The sequence below is a fragment of the Heyndrickxia faecalis genome (assembly GCF_040267745.1).
Classification (GTDB): Bacteria; Bacillota; Bacilli; order Bacillales; family Bacillaceae_C; genus Weizmannia; species Weizmannia faecalis.
This window is the reverse complement of record NZ_CP158453.1, coordinates 2,708,409-2,732,816: the sequence shown is the minus strand read 5'-3', so window position 1 is coordinate 2,732,816 and position 24,408 is coordinate 2,708,409. Positions and strand designations below refer to the sequence as shown.

Here is a 24,408-nt window from a genome sequence, read left to right as displayed (position 1 = left end):
GTGAATGGAATGGAGTTATCAGAAATTAGAGCGGAATTGGAAAATACAGCTAAGAAATTAGCGGGTTTCAGGGGGTCTCTTTGAATTAGAAGAAAAAGAGACACGTATTGCTGAACTGGAAGAAAGAATGCTGGAACCGAACTTTTGGGACGACCAGCAGGAAGCACAAAAAATTATTAATGAATCCAATGCTTTAAAAGAAATGGTAAACGGCTACCGTGAACTCGAGTCGCAACAGGAGGATCTCGAAGTCACGCACGAACTGGCCAAAGAAGAAAATGACTCGGAACTGAAAGAAGAGCTCGAGGCTGAGCTTGAAGCGTTCACGAAAAAATTAAATGAATACGAGCTGCAGCTGCTTTTAAACGGACCGTATGATGCGAACAATGCGATTTTGGAACTGCACCCTGGCGCGGGCGGTACAGAATCCCAGGACTGGTGTTCCATGCTGCTCAGAATGTATACACGCTGGGGCGAGAAAAAAGGCTTTAAAGTCGAAACCCTTGATTACCTCCCGGGCGACGAAGCCGGTGTGAAAAGTGTCACCCTCCTTTTCAAAGGGCATAATGCGTATGGTTATCTTAAAGCGGAAAAAGGCATTCACCGTCTTGTCCGGATCTCGCCGTTTGATGCAGCCGGCCGGCGCCACACTTCGTTCGTCTCGTGCGAAGTGATGCCGGAAATAGACGACAATATTGAAGTGGAAATCCGGCCGGAAGATTTGCGTGTCGACACATACCGGGCAAGTGGTGCAGGCGGCCAGCACATTAACAAAACATCTTCAGCTGTCCGGATGACCCATATTCCGACCGGGATTGTCGTCTCCTGCCAATCGGAACGTTCGCAAATTCAGAACCGCGAACAAGCCATGAAAATGCTGAAAGCGAAATTGTACCAAAAAGAAGTAGAAGAAAAAGAAAAACAATTGGCAGAAATCCGCGGTGAACAGAAAGAGATCGGATGGGGCAGCCAAATTCGTTCTTATGTGTTCCATCCCTATTCGATGGTAAAAGATCACCGCACAAATGTTGAAACAGGGAATGTCCAGGCGGTGATGGATGGCGAAATTGATCCGTTCATTGACGCTTACCTGCGTGCGCATATTTCGTAATGAGAAAAAGTTTTTCTGAAAAATTGAACGCATGACAGGCCGGATGCCACAATGCCAGAAAATATAGAGGGGTGCGAAACAAGCGGTCCTGTATATTGGTGTGTGGCATCCGTTTTTTTATGAAAAGGGGGAGGGAAATGGCAAAGAAAAGGAGAAAGCCGGAGAACAAATACTGGACGATGCTGAAAGAATACATTTATATCCTTGCTGGATCAGCGATCGTTGCCATTACATTTAATGTTTTCCTGCTTCCAAATAATATTGCGTCCGGCGGCGTCAGCGGGATCAGCACGATTTTGCACGGATTGTTCGGATGGAAGCCGGCTTACGTGCAATGGGGGCTCAACATTCCGCTATTTATTGCCGGCCTCATTTTTTTAGGTTACCAATTTGGCATTAAAACACTTGTTGGCACCGTGTTTTTGCCGTTTGTTGTTTTTTTAACGGAAGATTGGCAGCCGTGGACGCATGACGCATTGCTGGCCGCACTTTTTGGCGGAATCGGCGTCGGGGCTGGGCTCGGGATTGTGTTTCTTGGCAGGGCTTCAACCGGCGGAACCGATCTGGCCGCGCAAATTATCCATAAATTTACCGGCATCTCACTCGGGAAATGTGTACTTGGCATTGACGGGCTTGTTGTCCTGTCAGCAGCTGCCGTTTTTGATATTGAAAAGGGTTTGTATGCAATCATCGGGCTGTTTGTCACAAGCAAGACCATTGACCTCGTCCAGGTCGGCCTGAACCGTTCGAAAAATGTACTGATCATTTCTGACAAACACGAGGATATCCGGAAAGAGATTTTGTTCCAGATCGACCGGGGGGTTACAAGGCTCCATGCATATGGCGGATTTACCGACCATGAAAAACCGATTCTCATGTGTGTCGTCGATCAGTCTGAATTTATTAAGTTAAGAAACCTTGTTAAAACCATTGACGGGAAGGCATTTGTTGTTGTGATGGATGCCGCCGAAGTGCTGGGCGAAGGTTTTAACATGCCGTAGCCGCCGGTTTACGCGTTTTTCGTATTTCTTTCCCTACCTAGGCGGACATTCGGTATAATGGAAGAAGAATGTGCACAGGAGGGAGGGCTTCGTATGAAATGGCGCGCAGCTTTGGCGGCGGTTCTGCTTGCAGCTGGACTTTCCGCCTGCGGGAACGGATCTCCATCGTCAGACGGCGGGAAAAACACGGCAAGTGGCGGCGATGCCGAAAAACTGGTAGACCAAAAATGTTCTGCCTGCCATGGCGATCAATTGCAAGGAAATGTCGGGCCGAATTTGCAGCATATCGGTTCTAAGCTCAGCGAAAAACAGATTTTAAATGTCATTGAAAACGGAAAAGGAGACATGCCAAAAGGGCTTTTAAAGGGAGACGATGCCCAAAAAGTCGCGAAATGGCTTTCCAAGAAAAAATGACAAAAACGGACCGGAAAACCGGCCCGTTTTTTGGTAAAGGTGGAAAGTTTTTTCTACAGCAACTGCAAAAATACCGGCTCAGTAAGGGATAAAAAGGCGAGCGTTACGCGACCTTTTTTAAAAAACGAAAAAAATAAAATTAAACGTTTACAAATATAAAAGTCATGTGTTATAATGTAAAAAAATTTCCAATAGGTTGTAATACAGGAAATAAATTCACATCATGTTTCTGTTATTCGTTTGTACCTTTGTACTACTTCTAACCATACGGAGATGGGTTTACAAAAACGGGAAGCCAAAGAGATAATGGATCTTTATGGAAGAATGGGGGAGAAAAATCATGGGGTTTTGGGTCATGCTTTTTTGCTTTGTTGTCGGAATTGTTCTTCTTGTGAACAGCTTTAAGTACAGGAAAAACAAGACAGCCAGATTTGGGATTGAACTTGTAGTCGGGTTCATTTTTTTGGCAATATCAGTATATATGGCACTGCCAAAATGAGAATGCTTATGATATAAAGGAATCATTTGTAACCATGCTATCTATATTACAATTGATTAGTAGTGGTTAGGTTCAGGCATTATTATGATCTTCGTACCAACTAACATTACAGGTCAAGGATATAATGAAAATAGATGAATAGGGACATTTTTAGTGGCGGACTGTGTTGTAAGCGTAATTTCTTTTATTACCGGGTTTTTTTCGAAAAAGTGAATGCGAGGACACAGTGAATGAAAATAGGGATTCCCATACGACGGGAATCCCTATTTTTTGTCGAGGGAGGGAGAATGATGGGGAAGTGTCAACGGTATTCATTTATAGTTTCAGACAAGGCTTAAAAAGTTCCAAAATGCGAAGCGATCCTCAAAAAAATGTTCACCCCCATTAGAAAATTTGAAACAAAACTGTAATGTCGCTCAAGGGTAGGGATGCTATAATAATAAATGTGCGAATTTCGAGCAATTATGCGAATTCTCGCGCGTGAAAAAAAGAAAAAGTCAAATTTTATGCAGAAAGGCTTTAACGCAGCCTTTTCTTACAGCAAATAACCCACCTGTACGGATCTTTTACAGGGACGGTTGTATGGGTATTGCAAAAATTGGCGTTTTTTGCCGGTGCCGTTGACACATTTTTCATTCCGGCACGTTACATTGAAAAAAAGCTAGGTGAGGAAATGATAGAATTAAAGGACGTCTATAAAAAGTACCCGAACGGCGTCATGGCTGTGAGCGGGTTAAATATAAAAATCAACCAGGGCGAATTTGTTTATATCGTTGGCCCGAGCGGCGCGGGTAAGTCCACGCTCGTCAAACTGATTTACCGCGAAGAAAAGCCGACAGCAGGGACCGTCACTGTAAACGGCATCAATCTTTCAAAACTCCGGGACAAACGAATCCCTTATTTCCGACGGCAGATCGGTGTCGTATTCCAGGATTTTAAGCTGCTACCGACATTGACTGTATATGAAAATATCGCGTTTGCTCTCGAAGTGATCGAGCAGGAACCTTCTTATATCCGGAGCCGCGTCATGGAAGTACTCGACCAGGTCGGGTTGAAAAATAAAGCAAGAATGCTGCCTTCTGAGTTGTCCGGCGGTGAACAGCAGCGGGTTTCCATCGCGCGTTCCATCGTCAACATGCCGAAAGTGGTCATTGCCGACGAGCCGACAGGAAACCTCGACCCGGAAACTTCATGGGACATTATGAAAATCCTCGAAGACATCAACGTAACCGGGACAACGGTTGTCATGGCTACCCATAACCGTGATATTGTAAACACAAACAAGCACCGCGTCATTGCCATTGAAGGCGGGAAAGTGGTGCGCGATGAGCAGCTGGGAGGTTACGGTTATGAAGATTAATACGCTTAAACGCCACTTCCGGGAAAGTTTTAAAAGCCTTGGCCGGAATGGCTGGATGATGTTTGCATCGGCAAGTGCCGTAACGATTACCCTGCTTCTTGTCGGCGTATTTTTCGTGATCATCCTGAACATGAATAAATTTGCTTCCGATATTGAAAACGACGTGGAAATTCGCGTCCATATCGACTTAGCGGCGAAGGCTGCCGACAGGGAAAAACTGGAAAGCGAGATTGAGAGTCTGAATGCCGTCAATTCCGTCAAGTTTTCTTCTAAACAACAGGAACTAAAAGAATTGATTAAAAGAATGGGTGATGACTTTAAACTGTTCCAGCAGGACAACCCATTGTATGACGTATTTATTGTCAAAACAAAGCAGCCGACGGACACGCCAAAAGTTGCGGCGCAAATTCAAAAAATGGACCATGTCGAATCCGTCATTTATGGTAAAGGAAAAGTGGAAAAGCTGTTCCATGTTTTAAGTATCTGCCGCAATGTCGGGCTTGTGTTAATCATTGCCCTGCTGCTTACGGCGATGTTCCTTATCTCAAATACGATTAAAATTACGATTTTTGCCAGAAGAAAAGAAATCGAGATTATGAAACTGGTAGGGGCGACAAACTGGTTTATCCGCTGGCCGTTTCTTCTCGAAGGGCTCTGGCTCGGAATCCTGGGGTCCATTCTGCCGATTGTGCTGATTTCCTTCGGCTATTACTCTGTTTATAAAATCGTAGAGCCGAAGCTGCAAAACAATATTATCCATATGCTTGATATCAGCCCGTTCATTTACGGCGTAGACGGCCTGCTGCTTGTACTTGGCGTCTGCATTGGAATCTGGGGCAGTTCGATGTCGATCCGCCGTTATTTGAAAGTGTAACGGGAACGGCCGGGATGCATTCCACTCCCGTCCGCCTGATTTTTTATTCTATACCCTTTCTGTTCATTTTAAAACACAGGAAAAACGGGGCGTTGCGTCCCCGGATACATAAAACAAAAACATTTTGCTTTGAGGGGGAAAAAGATGAAGAAGCGTTCCATTCTGCCTGCTGCCGTTGTGTTCACGCTCAGCTTGGGCGGCATGCTTGGCTACCAGTCCAATGCTGCTGCGGCCGGCGATTTGCAGCAGAAAAAAAGCGAGATTGAGAGTAAACTTTCCAATGTCGAATCAGAGATGAACAAAAAAGAAAACCAGATTTCCGACATTCAAGACAAGCAGGCTTCTCTCGGCGGCCAGCTTGAGGCCATTGAATCGAAAATTCAATCGGCGAACAAAAAAATCAGCGAGCAGGAACAGAATATCAGCACAACGAAAGACCAGATTGCTGATTTGAAGAAAAATATCGCTGAAATCAAAAAGCGGATTGAAGACCGGAACGCTATTTTAAAAGATCGCGCCCGTGCCATGCAGAAAAACGGCGGCGGTTCGGTCAATTATTTGGATGTTTTTCTTGAAGCGAAAAGCGTTGGTGATTTTATTGACCGCTTTTCAGCAGTGAAGACATTGGTTGAAGCAGACCGGCAAATTTTGGAAGAACAGAAAAAAGATGAACAGGATTTAAAGGACAAACAGGCTTCAGTGGAAAAGAAACTGTCCGATTTGGAATCGATGCTGTCTGATTTACAATCATTAAAAGACAGTCTGAAACAGGATGAGAGCGAGAAATCGGCATTAATCAAAAAGCTGGAAAAACAAAAAGACAGCCTTAAAGAAGAGAAAATGTCGCTGAGTGAACAAAAGAGCATCCTGGCTGACCAAAAAGCTTCCATTGAAAAAGCCATTGCGTTTGCGAAAAAGCAAGCGGAGGAAGAAAGAAAGGCTGCAGCAAAAGCAGATGCAGCAGCAAAGGCACAAACGAATGCAGGATCAACAGGATCAGCAGGATCAAACGCAGGGACAACCCGCTCTGCATCGGTCAAGTCAAGTTCCGGGAGCCATTCCGGCGGATCCCTTCCGCAAGTATCTTCCGGGTCCTTTACGCGACCGGCATCCGGATATATTTCATCTGAATTCGGCGGGCGTTCCGGCGGGTTCCATCCGGGCATTGACATTGCCAACAGCATCGGGACACCGGTTGTCGCTGCAGCCGACGGTGTCGTGTTCAGGGCGTACCACTCTTCTTCATACGGGAATTGCGTCATGATCACCCACTATATTAACGGGAAGTTGTACACAACCGTTTATGCCCATTTGAGCTCGTACAGCGTCAGCACCGGGCAGCACGTCAGCAAAGGGCAGCAGATCGGAGCAATGGGAAATACCGGGGAATCAACAGGACCGCATCTTCACTTTGAAATTTATAACGGCCGCTGGACACCACCGCCACATACCGGTGCCCAAAACCCGAGAAACTATGTTAACTTTTAATAAGGACGAAAAAAAGAACCGTATCCATTGGTGCGGTTCTTTTTGCATGCAATGGCAGGGAAAGTGCTGTACGATAGGTAAGGCGCAAATATTATGGTATGATACAATTGTTATTTTTGCTGCGCAAACATATCCTATATCAATTCCAAAACACTTCACCGTGTTCCCGGATACCGGCCGGGAACAAACCTCAAGCAGGAACAAAGGGTGTACGAAAAGGAGAACGCAATGATTATAACGGTACTACTGGTTATCTTGTTTCTTTTGAATTTTATTCTGGCGGGAACCGTTATTTTCCTGGAACGGCGAGATGTCGGCGCAACTTGGGCATGGCTTTTGGTGCTATTATTCCTGCCGATTGCCGGCTTTATCCTGTATTTGGTATTCGGGCAAAATTTAAGCCGCCGGAAAATTTTTGACTGGAAGGTACAGGAGAAGATCGGCATTAAAGAAATTTCCCAGCAGCAAATTGAACTGCTGCGCGAAAACCGGTTTCCGTTTCATGATGAGCGGACAATCCAGTACAAGGATCTCGTTTATATGCTGCTGATGAATGACGGGGCAATCCTTTCCCAGGACAATCACGTCGATATATTTACAGACGGCAGGAAAAAATTCGAGGCTTTATTTGAAGACATCCGGAATGCAAAAGACAGTATTCATCTTGTATATTATATTTTCCGGAATGACCGCCTCGGCCATGAATTGATTGAACTGCTGTCGCAAAAAGCAAGAGAAGGCGTAAAGGTGCGGCTGCTTTATGATGATATGGGGTCGCGGATGCTGTTCCGCCGCAAATTTTTCCGGCCGCTTGTTGTTGCTGGTGGGGAAGTGGCGTCCTTTTTTCCTGCCCGGATCCCGCTCGTCAATTTGCGCGTCAATTTCAGGAATCACCGGAAATTGGCGATTATTGATGGGCAGATCGGATATATCGGCGGTTTTAATGTCGGGGATGAGTATCTTGGCCTGAATAAGAAATTCGGTTACTGGCGGGATACGCATCTACGGATTGTAGGGAGTGCTGTTTATGCCATGCAGACCCGCTTTATTTTGGACTGGAATCAGGCGTCACCGCATGATGTAAGAGATGAAGAACGTTATTTCCCGGTCATCCCATCGCAGGGTGAAACCGATATCCAAATCGTCTCAAGCGGCCCCGATTCTGAATGGGAGCAGATTAAAAACAGCTATATTAAAATGATCAATTCCGCCAAAAAATATATTTATTTGCAAACACCGTATTTTATTCCGGATGACAGCCTCCTGAATGCGCTGACGCTTGCCGCCTTATCCGGAGTGGATGTTCGGATTATGATTCCAAATAAACCGGATCATATGTTTGTCTATTGGGCGACGCTTTCCAACATCGGCCAGCTGTTAAAAACGGGCGTCAAAGTGTACATTTATCAAAAAGGGTTCATCCATGCGAAAATGATTGTCGTAGACGGGAAAATTGCTTCCGTTGGGACGGCCAATATCGATGTGCGCAGTTTCCGTCTCAATTTTGAAGTGAACGCCGTGCTGTACGACCGTGAGCTTTCCGGCACACTTGCCGGCGTTTTCCGGGACGATATGGCCGAATCAACCGAATTAACGCTCCATGATTACCAGAACCGGCCGCTTTATGTGCGGTTTAAAGAGTCCATTTCCCGGCTATTGTCGCCAATATTGTAGAAGAAAAAGAAAATTTTTTCAAAAAAAGGTTGACGGTTTGCCATTGTTCTTCTATAATCTTAAACAATAAGTCATTCAAAATTGAATTATGAAAAGAAACTCTTATCGAGAGCGGCGGAGGGACTAGGCCCTGCGAAGCCCGGCAACCTTCAGGCATTTGCCTGAAAAGGTGCTAATTCCTACAGACATGCGTCTGAAAGATAAGGGAGGAACTTACATACATTGTAACCCTCTTCCCTTACGAAGAGGGTTTTTTCATTTCCTCTTCCATCTTTCACGAAAAAATTTTAAAAAATCAGGAGGCTTTAAAATGACACAACCATCATTCCAACCGGAAACTTTATTGTTGCACGGCGGCCAGGAACCGGACCCGGCGACAGGATCGCGCGCCGTACCGGTATACCGGACGACTTCTTACGTTTTTCCGGATACAGAACATGCGGAGGGCGTCTTCAATTTATCAAAAGAAGGTTTCATTTATTCCCGTCTCGGCAATCCGACTGTGGATGTTTTTGAAAAACGTGTTGCTGCACTGGAAGGCGGAACAGCGGCTGTCGGTTTATCATCCGGCGCATCGGCCATTGCCTTTTCCATTTTGAACATCGTGCGTGCGGGTGATGACATCGTATCCGCCAGCAATCTTTACGGCGGCACCTATAATTTGTTTGCTGTGACATTGCCGAAATACGGCATTAACGTCAAGTTTGTGGACGGGTCCGACCCTGAAGCGTTCCGCCAGGCGATCACCCCGAAAACAAAAGCATTGTACGCGGAAATTATCGGCAACCCAAGCCTGCAGGTGCTCGACGTGGAAAAAGTGGCGGAAGTGGCCCATGAAAACGGTATTCCTTTGATTGTCGACAACACGTTTGCTTCTCCGTATGGTGCGAATCCGATCAAATGGGGCGCGGACGTGGTTGTCCATTCGGCGACAAAATGGATCGGCGGGCACGGAACGGCGATCGGCGGTGTTGCCGTTGACGGCGGGTGTTTTGACTGGAACACAGACAAATTCCCGGACTTTAGCGAACCGGATCCGAGCTATCACGGCTTGCGCTACGGCGTCGACACGGCACAGGCTGCGTTCGCCACAAAACTTCGCGTTCAGCTTTTGCGCGACTTCGGGCCTGCTTTAAGCCCGGACAACGCCTTTTTATTCCTGCAAGGGCTTGAAACGCTGCATCTGCGTGTGGAAAGGCATAACGAAAATGCATTGAAAGTCGCGGAATTTCTGAAAAACCATCCAGATGTTGCTTGGGTCAATTACCCGGGCCTTGAAGACCATCCGTCCCATGAGCTGGCGCAAAAATATTTGAACGGCGGTTACGGCTCCATTGTCAACTTTGGTGTGAAAGGCGGCCGGGAAACAGGAAGACGCGTGATCGACAATATTAAGCTGTGGTCGCATGTAGCGAATGTCGGCGACGCGAAATCGCTGATCATCCACCCGGCAACGACTACGCATTCGCAGCTGAGCGATGAAGAACTGGAAAAATCAGGGGTCACAGGCGATTTGATCCGCCTGTCCGTCGGGCTTGAAGCCGTCGAAGATTTGACAGCCGACCTCGATCAGGCCATTACAAAAGCAACAGCCGTTACAGCCCGGTAAAAGCGGGGAGCGGGTCCGGCAGATTCGTGCGAAGGCCGCCATGCGAATGCCAACAGGCGATCCGGAAAACTTATACGATGTTCTGGGCTGATCCCATTGAACAATGTTGCGGCCCGGACGGTCTGCATACCTGATCCAGATCGGGAGCTTCTGGATACCGGCTGCACCGAATACTGTCGGACCGCTTGACCGTTTTAAATGAACAAAACGCTTCAGAGGCGAAAGAGCGCTAGATGTAGGGAGGAGTTTGGATAATGAGAGTGATTAAAGCAGCGCTGCTCGGCTTTGGGACGGTCGGCCAGGGCGTGTACGAAGCGGTCCGGACCCACCGGGAGCAGCTGAAAGAAAAGCTGCATGCCGAGGTAGAGATTGCAGCGGTTCTGATCAAAAACCCCCGAAAAAAGCGGAACATTGACAGTTCTGTACTCGTTACGACGGACTTCCGGGAAGTTCTCGCCATTCCCGGCCTTGAAGTCGTGTTTGAAGCGATTATCGGGGAAGAACCAGGCTTTTCTTACTGTTTACAAGCGATTGAAAAAGGCTGCCACGTCATTACTGCCAATAAAGTCATGTTTGCACGATATGGGAATGTGTTGCTTGAAAAAGCGAAAGAAAAAGGCGTGTTTGTCGGTTACGAAGCGACAACTGCAGGCGGCATCCCTGTGATTCGGACGATTTCCCAGCAGCTTCAGGTTAATGATATCCAGCGTGTACAGGCGATTTTAAACGGCACATCCAATTTTGTTTTATCGGCCATGCGCGAAAAACATCTTCCGTTTGAAGAAGCGTTGGAAATTGCCAGGCAGCACGGCTATGCAGAAGCTGACCCGGGCAATGATGTAAAAGGGCAGGACGCCTTTTGCAAGCTGATGATCCTGAGTCGGCTCGTATTCGGAACCCAGCCGGACTGGGAGAAAGTAGAAGTTGAAGGCATAGGCGGCCTCTCGCTTGCGGATATTGAAAGAGCGGATCGGCAGGGACTCCGTTATAAGCATATTGCGGACATATACCGTGATGGCGGTACGCTGAAAGCATCCGTTAAGCCTGTCCTTGTCCCTCCCGAACACGCCCTTTATGCGGTGGAAGGCGTCAACAATGCCATCACGATTTACGGCAGCCTGATCGGAAAAATTACCCTTACAGGTCCGGGTGCCGGAAAATTTCCGACGGCAAGCGCCATGATTGAAGACTTTGCGGCGGGTTACCGGCCCGTTCCGCAATTGGATGCCGTTTCGTGAACCAAGGAAACGTATCCATATTTTTTGCGATGCTAAGATGTCATTTTAGCGCGGGGGGAGAACCCCTCAACCTCTTTACGGCTTCTTCCGTTTTTGCTTTGCCGGCTTAGCGGAAGAGGCTTCTTTTTTACATGTTGTGATGGTGGCTCCGTCCCGTTCGTGCTGTTTTGTGAACAGCATGGTCATGGCCGGATCGCGTATCCCCTAAAGAAACCAGAGCCCGTTTTGCATTACGCATTTTTTAGCTTCACGGCAGCCTGTTTGCATCCTCGGCGGGACTTTCGCCGTCTTTTTCCGCTACCCGGCATATGCCCCCCGGCTTGTACATATATTGAATTATCGAGATGAAGAACCCCGCTTTTGGCGGCGCTTCTTGTACAAGGAGGGCATCACCATGAAACGAAAATGGCTGGCGCTTGCGATTTCGGGATCGCTGCTTGCCGGTGCAGGCGGCGGCTATACGGCAGGCCAATGGTTTTCACAAAAGGACAAGGCAGCCCCCACCCGCCAGGAAACAACCGGTGGGACAAGCAATATGCCGGACCTCACAAAAATTGCCCAGGCATACCAATTAATCAAAAGTTCCTATGTCCGGAAAGTTGACGAAAAAACACTCGTGGAAGGCGCAATCAAAGGCATGGTCAGTACATTGGACGATCCGTATTCCGTCTACATGGACAAAGAGACAGCCGCGCAATTCAATGACACGCTGGATTCCTCTTTTCAAGGCATCGGCGCCGAAATTACCAAAAAAAACGGAAAAATACTGATTGTTTCTCCTTATAGAAACTCCCCGGCGGAAAAAGCGGGACTGCGCCCGGAAGACGTGATTACAACAATTAACGGAAAAAGTACGGCAGGCATGGACTTATACGAAGTGACAACACGAATCAGAGGAAAAAAAGGCTCCAATGTGAAGCTGGGTATTTCAAGGGCCGGATCCGGCAAACAGATGACAGTGACGGTCAAACGTGATGAAATCCCGCTTGACACGGTCTACTCGAAAATGAAAAAGGCAAACGGGAAAAAAATCGGTTATATCGGCATTACCCAGTTTTCAAAAGATACGGCAACAGATTTTGCACAGCAGCTCGAAAAACTTGAAAACCGCGGCATGGAAGGGCTTGTTATTGATGTACGGGGAAATCCGGGCGGCCTTCTTTCCAGTGTTGAAGCGATTCTCAAGCAGTTTGTTACAAGAAACAAGCCGTATTTGCAAATTGAGGAACGGAGCGGGCACCGTGTCCAGTATGTGTCCAAACTGAAGAAAAAGAAGGCTTACCCGGTTGCGGTTCTCGTCGATAAAGGCAGCGCGAGCGCTTCTGAAATAATGGCGGCAGCACTTCATGAAACGGAAAATTATCCGTTAATTGGCGTCCGGACATTCGGCAAAGGGACGGTGCAGGAAGCGGTGCCGATGGAAGATGAGAGCATCATCAAACTCACCATGTTTAAATGGCTTACGCCCGATGGCCATTGGATCCATCATAAAGGCATTGCCCCGACGATTGAAGTGAAACAGCCGGACTATTTTGATGCCCAGGCTTTGCAAATTGCACACATTTTGAAAAAGGATATGAACAACACCCAAATCAAAACCGCCCAGCAAATGCTAAAGAGTCTTGGTTTTTCACCGGGAAGGGAAGACGGTTATTTCGATATCCAGACGGAAAATGCCGTCAAGGCGTTCCAGTTTGACAAAGGCCTTCCGGTAACCGGCAGCATCAATCAAAAAACGGCCGATGAAATGGAAAAATCGCTGTACAAAATGGCGCACGCGGAAAAAAACGATTTGCAGCTGCAAGTCGCATTAAAGGTTGTCAGCAAGTAACACCGTTTTAGCGGACCGGGTTGCAAGCCAACGTGCAGCAACTTGCTTTTTTTGCCCTTAACTCTCATGTCTCTGTCTTACTGCCACTTTTTGCGACTCCCAGCGCAATTGTAAAAAAACGGAAAAATAAACGTGGATGCCGGTTTGGACAGAAAATCTATGAGTCTGGAAAAAATCCTTATGGTCATTGTCTTATGACGGTAATATAATAAAGAAAAGATAACTATGCCTTTGAAAAAGGGGTTAATGATGTATTGGAAATTAAGAATTCCTTTATTGTTACTTGTTTTTGGTGTTACAGCTGGTTTTTGTCAAAAGTATCCCACGCTCTTTTTGGCGAATGTAAGTAACTTTGTAGCAAGTGCAGTATATATTGGATTGGTAGCAGTCATAATTCTTATTTTAGAAAGAACAGGAATAAACGAAAAAAGGTCCACTTCCTTTTTGCAATTCTCTTAATTTGTGTAGGATACTTATTTGACAGTTGGATGGCATAAGGGCTTGCTGAACGAATCCGCTTCTGCGTTTGTCCCCACTTTGTCAGTAAGCTCTAGAAGAACTTCGAAAATGCGATTCTGTCTTTTCTATACATTGAATCAGTTTTCAAGTGCAAGCTTTTCTTTGGATTTTTATAATCCCCTTGTATTTAAATTTTTGCCAAAGCTGTCAGCATCCTTGCCAAATCTAGGAATTTTACTTATTTAGCAAGCCCTATGTTAAGGAAGCGCGGGAAAAAGAAGGCCTTTCTTCACATAGAGTGCGTCTACGTTAAGAAAGCAAGCAAAAACGAGACTCTTCCTTCACATAGGGCGCGTCTAGTTATGCCCCTTTGAACTGTCCTCCGGAACTCTTTGAAGTCCATCCCCGCAGCGAGGCACGAGCGAGGAGGCTCGCCGGCCGCCCACGAAAAGCGAGTGGATTTCGCGCGCATTAACACCCCTGTTATCCATCTTTATACAGAAATATTACGTCACTTCGGGGCAGCTTCCTCCTGAGCCAGGAAAGCAAGCATAGCGCGGTAGCCAAAAGTGTACAAAAAGAGCGTCTTAGAATACCCGATTTTAAACCCCTGTCGCGAAAAACTTGGTACATATCCCTATCGCTGAAAAACTTGACACATACAAAATCCGGAATTTCGAAGCGCTTTTCGCCAAAATCTGCTAAAATAATACTACAAATAGGTACGTGCGGGGGATGGTGTTTCGGTTGGAACAGATTTGGCTCATTGAAGTGTTAAAAGGCATCGGAAGATTTTTTCTCCATCCGATATTCTATTATGCGCTGTTGCTCGCGCTCGTTTCTGGTGCGGCAAGAGTGAAGCGGGAAAGAAACGATTTTCATATCAGGATTTATAAAGGATCGCTTGAACTGCGGTCTTTATTTCCTGCCGGGCTCATATGCGGGTTGATCCTTTCCGCTCTCTCAGTGGCGGCGGGGGTTGAAGTGTCATGGCCTGTTCTTGCTGCGGTGGCGGCTGCGACGATTTTATTTTCGCTCGTAGGCCAATTCCGGTTTCTCTCACCGGCATTTACCTTGGGCATACCGGTACTCCTGTTTTTTGTTTTCACATGGCTGCCGGTTCAACTGCCGGATTGGATGAGCGGCACAACCGATGCGATGGTTGCCGGGCTCTCCATTTTAGCAGGTCTTCTTTTGTTAGCGGAAGGCGTGCTGCTGAGGACAAGCGGCACGAAGCATGTTTCCCCGAAACTGCGGAAAAGCCGGCGCGGTTTGAATGTCGGTGCATTTGTGGCCAAAAAACTCTGGCTTGTGCCGGTCGTTTGTTTTCTGCCCGCAGGCCCGCTTTCGGTCACCGCTTCATGGTGGCCTGTTGTGAACTGGGGTGGACATACGTTTTCACTGGTGCTTGTCCCGTTTTTAATCGGTTTCCAGCACCAAATCCAGAGCACTTTACCGCAATCTGCATTGAAGCGGATCGGGACCTGGGTTATTTGGGCGGGCATCATGACGACCGCAATCGGAGCAGCAGGGCTCTATTTTCCTTATTTTCCTGCAGCAGCAGCCGTTTTTGCCATTGTCGCGAGAGCATGGATCTCCATTCGCCACCGGATGCGTGAAAACAACGCACCGTATTATTTTACACAGCAGAACAACGGCATGATCGTTTTAGGGATCATACCGGGTTCAAAAGCGGAGAAAATGGGGCTTTCCATCGGTGAAGTGATTTCCAAATGCAACGGCGAGCCCGTTCGCAATACGGATGAATTTTACTGTGCCCTACAGAAAAGCCCGGCTTATTGCAAACTTGAAGTCATCGATACGAACGGGGAAATGCGCTTTGCCCAGGGCGCGCTTTATGAAGGCGAGCATCATGAACTTGGCATATTGACCGTAAAAAATAACATCAACTGGGATCCGGACCAGGCGGGATGACCGGAAAATAGAAAGCGGCGGAAACTTCCAAAAGGAGGTCCCGCCGCTTTTTTCATCGACACATCGTAACCACAATTGCGTTTGTCACTGACCATCTCGTACGGAAGCGATTTCAAAAGGCCGGTTGTGTTTTTCGTTGACTATGATCCTTGCAATTCTATCTGTCAAAATTCAAAACCTGTTTTCTATGGAAAACACGGTAAAAATATTGAAAACTTAATTGACAATGATTCTCACTATCAATATAATTATAATTGATAATGAAAATCAATTACAACGAGCTGACAAAAGAAACGGGGGAGTACGAATGGAATGAAAAAAAGATATTTAGTGCCCCTGCTTGCCGTCCTGTCCATCATTTCAATTTTCATCGGCGCAGAAAATATCAGACCGGCGGATATGCTCCATTTAAGCAGGGAGCAGACGGAAATTTTGCTGGCAAGCCGCCTGCCGCGTCTGATCAGCATCATCATTGCAGGCATGGGCATGAGCATTTGCGGCCTTGTGATGCAGCAGTTGACGAGAAATAAATTTGTCTCTCCGACGACAGCCGGCACGATGGACTGTGCCCGGCTCGGCATTTTGGTTGCGATCATTCTGTTTTCGGCGGCAAGCCCGCTGATCAAAATTGCGGTTGCTTTTTGCTTTGCACTGGCTGGCACCTTGCTGTTCATGAAGATACTGGGCCGGATTAAATGGAACGATACAATTTTCATCCCTCTTGTCGGGCTGATGTTTGGCAATATCGTAAGCTCTGTATCGACTTTCTTTGCGTATAAATTCGATTTAATCCAGAGCCTGTCCTCATGGCTGCAAGGCGATTTTTCAGGCGTGCTGAAAGGGAAGTACGAGATGCTTTATTTAGCAGTTCCCGCCGTTTTGGTCGCGTATGTGTTCGCAAACCGGTTTACGGTCGCCGGCATGGGGGAAGATTTTGCCAAAAACCTTGGCCTGAATTACAAGCAGGTGGTCAATATCGGCCTTACCCTTGTCGCGCTGATTACTTCGGCAACTGTACTGACAGTCGGCACCATCCCGTTTCTGGGCTTAATTATTCCAAATATTGTGTCCATTTACCGCGGCGACCATATGAAAAAAAGCATTACGGTGACGGCGCTGCTTGGGGCAGTGTTCCTGCTATTTTGCGATATTTTGGGGCGCCTTGTCATTTATCCATATGAAGTGCCGATCAGTTTAACAGCCGGCATCATCGGGAGTGGCATTTTTGTATATTTGCTGCTGAGGAGACACGCTTATGCATAGTCGTTCAAAACTGCTTATGCTTGCCGCAATCGCAGCGGGCCTCATTGCAGCGTATATTTGCATCGGATCTTACTGGGATTTCAACTATATTATCCCTTCAAGAATCCGGAAAATTTTCGCCATCATCCTGACCGGCTGTGCGATTGCCTTTTCAAGCCTTATTTTTCAGACGATTACAAACAACCGCATTTTAACGCCGAACGTACTCGGGCTGGATTCCCTTTATCTCATGATCCAGACGGCGGTCGTTTTCGCAATGGGAGCCAAAACGCTAACGATGATGCAGAGCCATGTCAATTTTGTGGTTTCACTCGTGGCGATGGTGCTGTTTTCTGCCGTTTTGTTCCACTTAATTCTTCGCCGGGGCAGGCAAAATATGTATTTTCTGCTATTGATCGGGATGATTTTTGGCACTTTATTCGGCAGTTTCACTTCTTTTATGCAAATGCTGATCGATCCGAATGAGTTTCAGGTGCTGCAGGATAAAATGTTTGCCAGCTTCAACAATGTGAATGTCCATTTGCTGTGGGTTTCTTTTGTGCTTGTTGTATTGTGCGGGTTGTATTATTTGCGTTTTGCCAAGTTTATGGATGTGATGCTGCTCGGGCGGGATCAGGCGGTCAACCTTGGTGTCGATTATAACCGGGTAGTGCGGCATCTGCTTTTGATTGTCGTCATCCTTGTCTCCGTCTCGACGGCGTTGGTCGGGCCGATCACATTCCTTGGCCTGCTCGTTGTCAACGTCGCTTATCAATTTTTTGATACATACCGGCATACAATCCTTATACCGGGTGCGATGCTGATCAGCGTCGTCTTCCTGACAGGAGGGCAGCTGCTTGTGGAAAGAGTCTTCCAGTTCTCTGTTCCGCTCAGCGTCATCATCAATTTTGCCGGGGGCATCTATTTTATTTACTTACTTTTAAAGGAGAGTCGCGCATGGTAAATGTGATGAATGTCTTAAAAAGCTACGGGAGCAAGAAGGTCATTGATCATGTGTCTGTTAAAATTCCAAAGGGAAAAATCACTTCTTTTATCGGGCCAAATGGTGCCGGAAAAAGCACCTTGCTTTCGATCATCAGCCGGCTTGAATTTTCGGATGAAGGGGATGTATACATAGACGGGGAGGCCGTCAGCCGTACAAACAGTAAAAAGCTGGCGAAAAAAATATCCATCCTGAAGCAGTCCAATCATATGAACATCCGGCTGACAGTAAGGGAACTTGTCGCATTCGGGCGCTTTCCGCATTCAGAAGGACGGCTCACGGATTCGGATCAAAAAATGATTGATAAAGCGATTGCCTATATGGAACTGGAAGAATATGAGAACCAGTACCTGGATGAACTGAGCGGCGGGCAGCGGCAGCGCGCATACATCGCAATGGTGCTGGCCCAGAACACGGAGTATATTTTGCTTGATGAACCGTTAAATAATCTTGACATGAAACATTCGGTCCAGATTATGAAAGTGTTGCGCAAGCTTGCCGATGAGCTGGGCAAAACCGTTTTAATTGTCATTCACGACATTAATTTCGCCTCGTTTTATTCCGATTACATTGTGGCGATGAAAGACGGGAAAATCGTAAAACAGGGGAAAACGGATGACATCATTCGCCCTTCTGTTTTAAAGGAAATTTACGATATGGATATTCAAATTCAGGATTACTGTCAAAATAAGTTTTGCTTATATTATGGATGAAAAGGGGATTTGAGATGAGAAAGCGCTATTTGGCCGGAGTCATGATTTTGTTGTTAGCAGTATTTGCTGCCGGGTGCGGAACGAAAGAAAGCGCCGGGGGTAGCAGTGCCTCATCAAAGAAAATAACTGTAAAGCATGAACTTGGAACCACGAAAGTCACGGAAAACCCAAAGAAAGTCGTCGTGTTTGACTTTGGTGTGCTGGATTCGATGGATAAGTTGGGCATTAAAGTGACAGGTGTGCCGCAGGACAATCTTCCGCCATATTTGAAAAAATACAAAAGCAGCAAGTATGAAAATGTCGGCGGCGTCATGGAACCGGATTTTGACAAGATCAGTGAAATCCATCCGGACCTGATCATCATTTCCGGCAGGCAGCGGGACAACTACAAGGAATTTAAGAAAATTGCCCCGACGGTTTATATGGGGCTGGATACAACGAAGTATATGGATTCCTTTAAACAGAATATGGAAACGCTCGGCAAAATTTTCAATAAAGAAAATGCCGTGAAAAAGCAATTGGCCGATATTGATGATTCAATCAACAGCCTGCATGCAAAAGCGGAAAAAGTGAACGGCAAAGCGTTGATTGTCCTGACAACCGGCGGAAAAGTGAGCGCGTTCGGACCGGGTTCACGGTTTGGCCTCATCCACGACGTATTTGGTGTACCGGCTGCGGACAAAAACATTAAAGCATCCATTCACGGGCAGAATGTGTCATTTGAATATATCATGAAAACCAATCCCGACTATTTGTTTGTCATTGACCGCGATGCAGCCATCGGGCAGGGCGGAAATGCCAAGAGCATCATCGAAAACGACCTCGTCAAGAAAACGAATGCTTACAAGAACAAACATATCGTTTACCTTGACCCGGGCTACTGGTACCTTTCCGGCGGCGGGCTCGTCTCCGTATCCGAAATGGTGAAAGAAGTCCGGAATGCGATTGATTAAGCCGTGCCAACGCCCGGTTTTAAAAATAACCCCCGCATATGGTGCGGGGGTTATTTTTACTCTGAATAAAATTTGCGGGCTTTTTCCAGGAAGGCCATATCCTCTTCTTCCAGTTCTTCTTCATGATAGATGGCTTCTACCGGACAAACTGCCTGGCAAGCGCCGCAATCGATGCAAATATCCGGGTCGATAAAGTACTGGTCTTCCCCCTCGGCAATACAATCCACGGGGCATACATCCACGCATTCGGCCGCTTTTTCGCCGATGCACGGTTGGGTAATTACAAATGCCATTTTCCAGATCACCTTTTTCCTATATGTTAATCATTATCCGTCTAGCGTTGCGTTTATATCCATCCATTTTGCCAGCCGGACATCCCCGGGCCGGCAGGGTGACAATACGCAATATTCGAAGCCGGGCGTCCATGCTTTATCTTTTAACGATCATTTTTAATATAACAAAATGGTAGGAATCTTTCAATCAAAACTCTCTGCGTGTGGGAAGGAGATTTAAAAAACACGCAACAAGAGACGTCTTAAAAGCAGGACATTTTATGACGGAGGCTGAATATAACAATAAAGAAAAGGAGGGGGCAAAAATTGAAGGCATATGCTGTTATAACCGGAATGATCATTGCTGCGGCTGGCATCATTGCAGGGCTGTTTACCAGGGATTTTTCAAAAACCTATTGGATCTGCGGGATAGCGGCAGCAATTGGGATTGTTTTCTCCGGCATCACGATGGGGGCGTTTGTGGGCGGCATGGAGACACGGGCTAACTATTTTTCTGAAACAAAAGAACATCACCAATCAAGATTCAGCCTGACGATGCTTTTTTTCCTGTTCGGATTGCCGAATCTTATTGCCGTTCTGGCAGTATTTCTCATCCAAATGTACGCTTAACATTTACATATTTTCCGGCCGCGCGTGGAATGCTTGAGATCCAGCTTTACAATGGAAAAGCAGGCACGATACAATGAAGAAAAACAAGTCGGGGAGCGGGGCTATAACAGATGGCTAAAAAAGTTTTGGTTGTGGATGATGAACCATCCATTGTGACCCTTTTAAAATTTAATCTCGAGCAGGCCGGTTTTGAAGTGCTGACTGCCAGTGACGGAAACGAGGGATATGATACAGCAAGGAAAGAAAAACTTGATGTCATTATCCTCGATCTGATGCTGCCAGGCATGGATGGCATGGACGTTTGCAAGCAGTTGCGGCTTGGGAAAATCAATACGCCCATTTTAATGCTGACAGCTAAAAGTGATGAACTGGATAAAATTCTCGGCCTTGAACTCGGGGCAGATGATTATATTACAAAACCGTTCAGCCCGCGGGAAGTGGTGGCACGTGTGAAAGCGATCCTGCGGCGGGCAGAAACAAAAACAGAAGAAGAAACCGCTGAGGCGATAAAAGTGGGCGACCTGCGCATTTTACCGGAACAATTCGAAGCCTATTTTAAAGAGAAAAAACTGGAGCTGACCCCGAAAGAATTCGAATTGCTTTTGTATTTGGCAAACCATGCAGGAAAAGTGTTAAGTCGCGACCAGCTGCTTAATGCTGTTTGGAATTTCGATTTTGCGGGTGATACAAGAATCGTCGACGTACACATCAGCCACCTTCGCGAAAAAATGGAAGAAGATACGAAACAGCCGCAATATATTAAAACAGTCAGGGGTTTTGGCTATAAAATGGAAGTGATGTAGCAGGAAAGGGCTATGCAATGAATAAATTATGGATCCGCATTTTTATTGCATTTTTATCGATTTTGGCCGCCGTATTGCTGGCTATCGGTTTTTTCGTTGCTGATATGATTCAACATACATATATGGACATGGCGCGCACGCAGCTTTCCCAGGATGCAGATCTACTGATGAAAACGATCCGTCCGCAAACATTCAAAGACAAGCCGGATGTACTGCAAGGAAAAGTCCGGCATTATTATTCCAACCACGAACCGCGTATTACCATCATTGATACAAACGGGAAAGTGCTCGCAGATTCGGACGATGATCCGGCAAAGATGGAAAATCACGCAAACCGACCGGAATTCAGGCAGGTTATAAGGCAGCATAAAGCAAGCGGTGAGTCCATCCGCTCAAGCCATACGCTCGGGTACAATATGATGTATGTCGCAAATCCGGTAAAAGAAAATGGGAAAGTTATCGCAGTCATCCGGACCTCCATTGCGCTTAACCGGATTGATGCTGTGCTAAAAGGATTGTGGTTCAGCCTCGGGCTTGCAATGGCGGTGGCCTTCCTCATTTCCGGCTGGATCAGCTATGTGCTGGCACGGAAATTTACGCGCCCGATTGAAGCGAGCATTGAGGTTAGCAACCGCCTGATTGAAAAAGATTATGACAGCCGTGTCCGTGTCAATGCAAGCGGGGAATTGCGGCAGCTGACAAAAGCCATTAATAATCTTGCCCATAACTTAAAGCAGCAAATGAACGAGATTGATGAAAACGAGCAGCAGCTGACCGCCGTATTGGAAAATATGGACAGCGGGGTCATGCTTATTCAGACATCGGGGCGGATCATGCTCGTGAACCGGGCAATGGAAGAAATGACGGGTTTGTCGTCCGGCGAATTGATTGGAAAGCGCCATATCGAAGCGGGAAAAAGTTTCGGGCTCAGCCAGCTGATCGATCGTTCATTAAAAACGGGTGAACGGTTTCGGGACGAGGTCCATCTTTATTACCCGAAAGAGCGCATTCTCGATGCCCATATTGCGCCATATGTCGGGGAGAGCGGAGAGCTGCGCGGCGTTGTGGCGGTCCTGCACGACGTAACAGAAACGAGACGACTTGAGCAGATCCGCAGCGAGTTTGTTGCAAATGTCTCCCACGAATTGAAAACGCCTGTCACCTCTGTCAAAGGGTTTGCGGAAACGTTATTAGACGGTGCCATGTATGATGAAGCGACACTCAGGGAATTTTTAAAGATCATCTATGACGAGTCTGACCGGCTGCACCGGCTCATTTCCGACATTCTCGATTTGTCCAGGATCGAGCAGCACCGCATTCCGTTGAAAATGGAACAGCTCAATGTGGTGGATGTTGTCGCAGAGACCGCCCAAACGATGCGGAAGAGAATAGAAAAGAAACAGCTGGAACTTGTCCTGCCACAAAAGCGGCACGTCATGATGGAAGCAGACAAAGACCGGCTCCGCCAAATCCTGTTGAATTTGGTTACGAACGCGATTGCTTATACGCCGGATAAAGGCAGGATTGAAATCAGCCTGATCGAAAGGGAAAATGAGCTGGACCTGATTGTAAGCGATACAGGCATCGGTATTTCCGAAAAGGATTTGCCGCGCATCTTTGAACGGTTTTACCGGGTCGATAAAGCCCGGTCAAGGCAGTCCGGCGGTACGGGGCTCGGCCTTGCGATTGTTAAGCATCTTGTTGAATCATACCATGGTAAAATCCGGGTTGAAAGCGAGGAAGGAAAAGGGAGCACCTTTATCGTCACTCTGCCGCGGACGCAAACCAGGCCGGACGCTGTTTAAAAGCGTCCGATCTGTTGCTTTTTGCGGATAATAAACGCGTTTTATGTGAAGGAAGCGCTTCGTTTTTGTTTGCTTTCTTAACGTAAACGGGCTCTATGTGAAGGAAGCGCCTCGTTTTTGCTTACTTCCTTAGCATAGGCGGGCTCTATGTAAAGGAAGGTCGTCAATTTTCCGCGCTTTCTTAACATAGACGGGCTCTATGTAAAGGAAGGTCTTCGTTTTTCCGTGCTTTCTTCACGTAGACGGGCTCTATGTGAAGGAAGGTCTTCGTTTTTCCGTGCTTCCTTAACGTAGATGGGCTCTATGTAAAGAAAGGCCGTCAATTTTTCGCGCTTCCTTAACATAGACGGGCTCTATGTAAAGGAAGGCCTTCGTTTTTCCACGCTTTCTTAACATAGACGGGCTCTATGTGAAGGAAGGTCTTCGTTTTTCCGCGCTTTCTTAACGTAGATGCGCTCTATGTGAAGGAAGGTCTACGTTTTTCCACGCTTTCTTAACATAGACGGGCTCTATGTGAAGGAAGGTCTTCGTTTTTCCGCGCTTTCTTAACGTAGACGCGCCCTATGTTAAGGAAGGTGTTCGTTTTTCCGCGCTTTCTTAACATAGACGCTCTCTATGTGAAGAAAGGCCGTCTTTTTTTTGAGCTTCCTTAACATACAAAAACTGAAATGTCCTTCATAAGCAGGATGAAGGACAAAAGGGTGCGATCTGCAAGTTGAAATGTCCTTCATAAGCGGGATGAAGGACAAAAGTAGGCGAACTGCAAGCTGAAATGTCCTTCATAAGTTAAATGAAGGACAAAAGGGTTGGAACCGCAGTCTGAAATGTCCTTCATAAGCGGAATGAAAGACAAAAGGGTGCGAACCGCAGTCTGAAATGTCCTTCATAAGCAGGATGAAGGACAAAAGGGCAAGAGTTGCGAGCCGAAACGTTCTTCATAAGCGGGATGAGGGACAAAAGGGGACAAACCGCAGTCTGAAATGTCCTTCATAAGCGGGATGAGGGACAAAAGGGGACAAACCGCAGTCTGAAATGTCCTTCATAAGCGGAATGAAGGACAAAAGGGGACGAACCACAAGCTGAAATGTCCTTCATAAGTTGAATGAAGGACAAAAGGGGCGAGCTGCAATTCGAAATGTCTTTCATAATTGGATTGTAAGACAAAAGAGCAGGAACTGCATCTCCGGTAGAACTGTCCCGTTAGGCGTTCCAATTAGACAAAAGGCCCGCGCCCGGCGCAAGCTTTGTCCAATTGGCGGGTCTAACTAGACAAAAAGCTCCCGTTCCCCGCAAGCTTTGTTCCGTTAGGCGTTCTAATTAGACAAACCCTCCTGACCTCCGTAAGTTTTGTCTAATTAGACGTCAAAACCACATTCACTGAGGCACCAGTGGAAAAATAAAAAATCAACCGGCGCATCTTTTCAGGATAGACAAGATAAAAATGGCCGATCCGTGTTTTGCCCGATCAGTGCAGCCAATCTTGTCTGCGGGTTT

20 protein-coding genes and 1 riboswitch are annotated in these 24,408 nt (G+C 46.8%); of the genes, 19 read left to right on the top strand and 1 reads right to left on the bottom strand.

Going from position 1 to position 24,408, the window contains the following annotated elements; all coding sequences use genetic code 11:
• The first annotated feature begins 9 nt into the window (after positions 1–9).
• The 16 genes from prfB (at position 10) to ABR335_RS13240 (ending at position 19,404) form a co-directional block, all read left to right on the top strand.
• Positions 10–1,111 (top strand): peptide chain release factor 2 gene (gene prfB, locus ABR335_RS13315; protein ID WP_110134287.1). Its coding sequence is split into 2 segments (ribosomal slippage): positions 10–81 and positions 83–1,111, totalling 1,101 coding nucleotides; the frame shifts between segments, so codons are not numbered across the junction.
• Between the two features lie 137 nt (positions 1,112–1,248).
• Positions 1,249–2,112, top strand: coding sequence for a YitT family protein (locus tag ABR335_RS13310; RefSeq protein WP_071451767.1), 864 nt, complete (start codon positions 1,249–1,251; stop codon positions 2,110–2,112).
• A 93-nt stretch (positions 2,113–2,205) separates the two neighbouring features.
• Positions 2,206–2,526, top strand: coding sequence for a cytochrome c551 (gene cccB, locus ABR335_RS13305; protein WP_017551668.1), 321 nt, complete (start codon positions 2,206–2,208; stop codon positions 2,524–2,526).
• Positions 2,527–3,698: 1,172 nt separating this feature from the next.
• On the top strand, positions 3,699–4,385 hold the full coding sequence (gene ftsE, locus ABR335_RS13300) for a cell division ATP-binding protein FtsE (protein ID WP_026684159.1): 687 nt from the start codon (positions 3,699–3,701) through the stop codon (positions 4,383–4,385).
• On the top strand, positions 4,375–5,259 hold the full coding sequence (ftsX, locus tag ABR335_RS13295; RefSeq protein WP_014095867.1) for a permease-like cell division protein FtsX: 885 nt from the start codon (positions 4,375–4,377) through the stop codon (positions 5,257–5,259). Before ftsE ends, ftsX begins: the two co-directional genes overlap by 11 nt.
• A 144-nt stretch (positions 5,260–5,403) precedes the next feature.
• Positions 5,404–6,747, top strand: coding sequence for a murein hydrolase activator EnvC family protein (locus tag ABR335_RS13290; RefSeq protein WP_017551671.1), 1,344 nt, complete (start codon positions 5,404–5,406; stop codon positions 6,745–6,747).
• A 228-nt stretch (positions 6,748–6,975) separates the two neighbouring features.
• The gene (gene cls, locus ABR335_RS13285; RefSeq protein WP_014095865.1) at positions 6,976–8,421 is read left to right on the top strand and encodes a cardiolipin synthase; all 1,446 of its coding nucleotides are present in this window, start codon (positions 6,976–6,978) and stop codon (positions 8,419–8,421) included.
• 99 nt (positions 8,422–8,520) lie between these two features.
• A riboswitch (SAM riboswitch) is annotated at positions 8,521–8,628 on the top strand.
• 103 nt (positions 8,629–8,731) lie between these two features.
• A complete protein-coding gene (locus ABR335_RS13280) occupies positions 8,732–10,030 on the top strand; it encodes an O-acetylhomoserine aminocarboxypropyltransferase/cysteine synthase family protein (protein WP_026684160.1) in 1,299 nt (432 codons plus the stop codon).
• Positions 10,031–10,284: 254 nt separating this feature from the next.
• A complete protein-coding gene (locus tag ABR335_RS13275) occupies positions 10,285–11,268 on the top strand; it encodes a homoserine dehydrogenase (RefSeq protein ID WP_035182209.1) in 984 nt (327 codons plus the stop codon).
• Between the two features lie 394 nt (positions 11,269–11,662).
• Positions 11,663–13,099 (top strand): S41 family peptidase, encoded by a 1,437-nt coding sequence (locus tag ABR335_RS13270; RefSeq protein ID WP_017551675.1) that lies wholly within the window; start codon positions 11,663–11,665, stop codon positions 13,097–13,099.
• Positions 13,100–13,348: 249 nt separating this feature from the next.
• Positions 13,349–13,558: a hypothetical protein gene (locus tag ABR335_RS13265; RefSeq protein ID WP_046721397.1), complete on the top strand. Its 210-nt coding sequence runs from the start codon at positions 13,349–13,351 to the stop codon at positions 13,556–13,558.
• 738 nt (positions 13,559–14,296) lie between these two features.
• Complete coding sequence (locus ABR335_RS13260; RefSeq protein ID WP_434063164.1) at positions 14,297–15,493, top strand: PDZ domain-containing protein; 1,197 nt, start codon at positions 14,297–14,299, stop codon at positions 15,491–15,493.
• Positions 15,494–15,805: 312 nt separating this feature from the next.
• Entirely contained in the window at positions 15,806–16,756 is a 951-nt protein-coding gene (locus tag ABR335_RS13255; protein ID WP_276211039.1) for an ABC transporter permease, read from the top strand.
• Positions 16,749–17,699 carry an iron chelate uptake ABC transporter family permease subunit gene (locus tag ABR335_RS13250; protein ID WP_277613376.1) on the top strand — a complete coding sequence of 317 codons (951 nt, stop codon included), beginning with the start codon at positions 16,749–16,751 and terminating at the stop codon, positions 17,697–17,699. Before ABR335_RS13255 ends, ABR335_RS13250 begins: the two co-directional genes overlap by 8 nt.
• The gene (locus ABR335_RS13245; protein WP_014095858.1) at positions 17,693–18,451 is read left to right on the top strand and encodes an iron ABC transporter ATP-binding protein; all 759 of its coding nucleotides are present in this window, start codon (positions 17,693–17,695) and stop codon (positions 18,449–18,451) included. The genes ABR335_RS13250 and ABR335_RS13245 overlap by 7 nt, the downstream gene beginning before the upstream one ends.
• Before the next feature lie 14 nt (positions 18,452–18,465).
• Positions 18,466–19,404: a siderophore ABC transporter substrate-binding protein gene (locus ABR335_RS13240; protein WP_046721395.1), complete on the top strand. Its 939-nt coding sequence runs from the start codon at positions 18,466–18,468 to the stop codon at positions 19,402–19,404.
• Positions 19,405–19,460: 56 nt separating this feature from the next.
• On the opposite strand, the gene ABR335_RS13235 is transcribed toward ABR335_RS13240, so the two are convergent.
• On the bottom strand, positions 19,461–19,697 hold the full coding sequence (locus ABR335_RS13235; protein WP_026104642.1) for an indolepyruvate ferredoxin oxidoreductase subunit alpha: 237 nt from the start codon (positions 19,695–19,697) through the stop codon (positions 19,461–19,463).
• A 306-nt stretch (positions 19,698–20,003) separates the two neighbouring features.
• Between ABR335_RS13235 and ABR335_RS13230 the strand changes: the two genes are divergently transcribed.
• The 3 genes from ABR335_RS13230 (at position 20,004) to pnpS (ending at position 22,914) form a co-directional block, all read left to right on the top strand.
• A complete protein-coding gene (locus ABR335_RS13230) occupies positions 20,004–20,306 on the top strand; it encodes a DUF5316 domain-containing protein (RefSeq protein ID WP_014095855.1) in 303 nt (100 codons plus the stop codon).
• A gap of 110 nt (positions 20,307–20,416) precedes the next feature.
• Complete coding sequence (locus ABR335_RS13225; protein WP_013858648.1) at positions 20,417–21,109, top strand: response regulator transcription factor; 693 nt, start codon at positions 20,417–20,419, stop codon at positions 21,107–21,109.
• Positions 21,110–21,126: 17 nt separating this feature from the next.
• The gene (gene pnpS, locus ABR335_RS13220; RefSeq protein WP_350346241.1) at positions 21,127–22,914 is read left to right on the top strand and encodes a two-component system histidine kinase PnpS; all 1,788 of its coding nucleotides are present in this window, start codon (positions 21,127–21,129) and stop codon (positions 22,912–22,914) included.
• Positions 22,915–24,408: the final 1,494 nt, after the last annotated feature.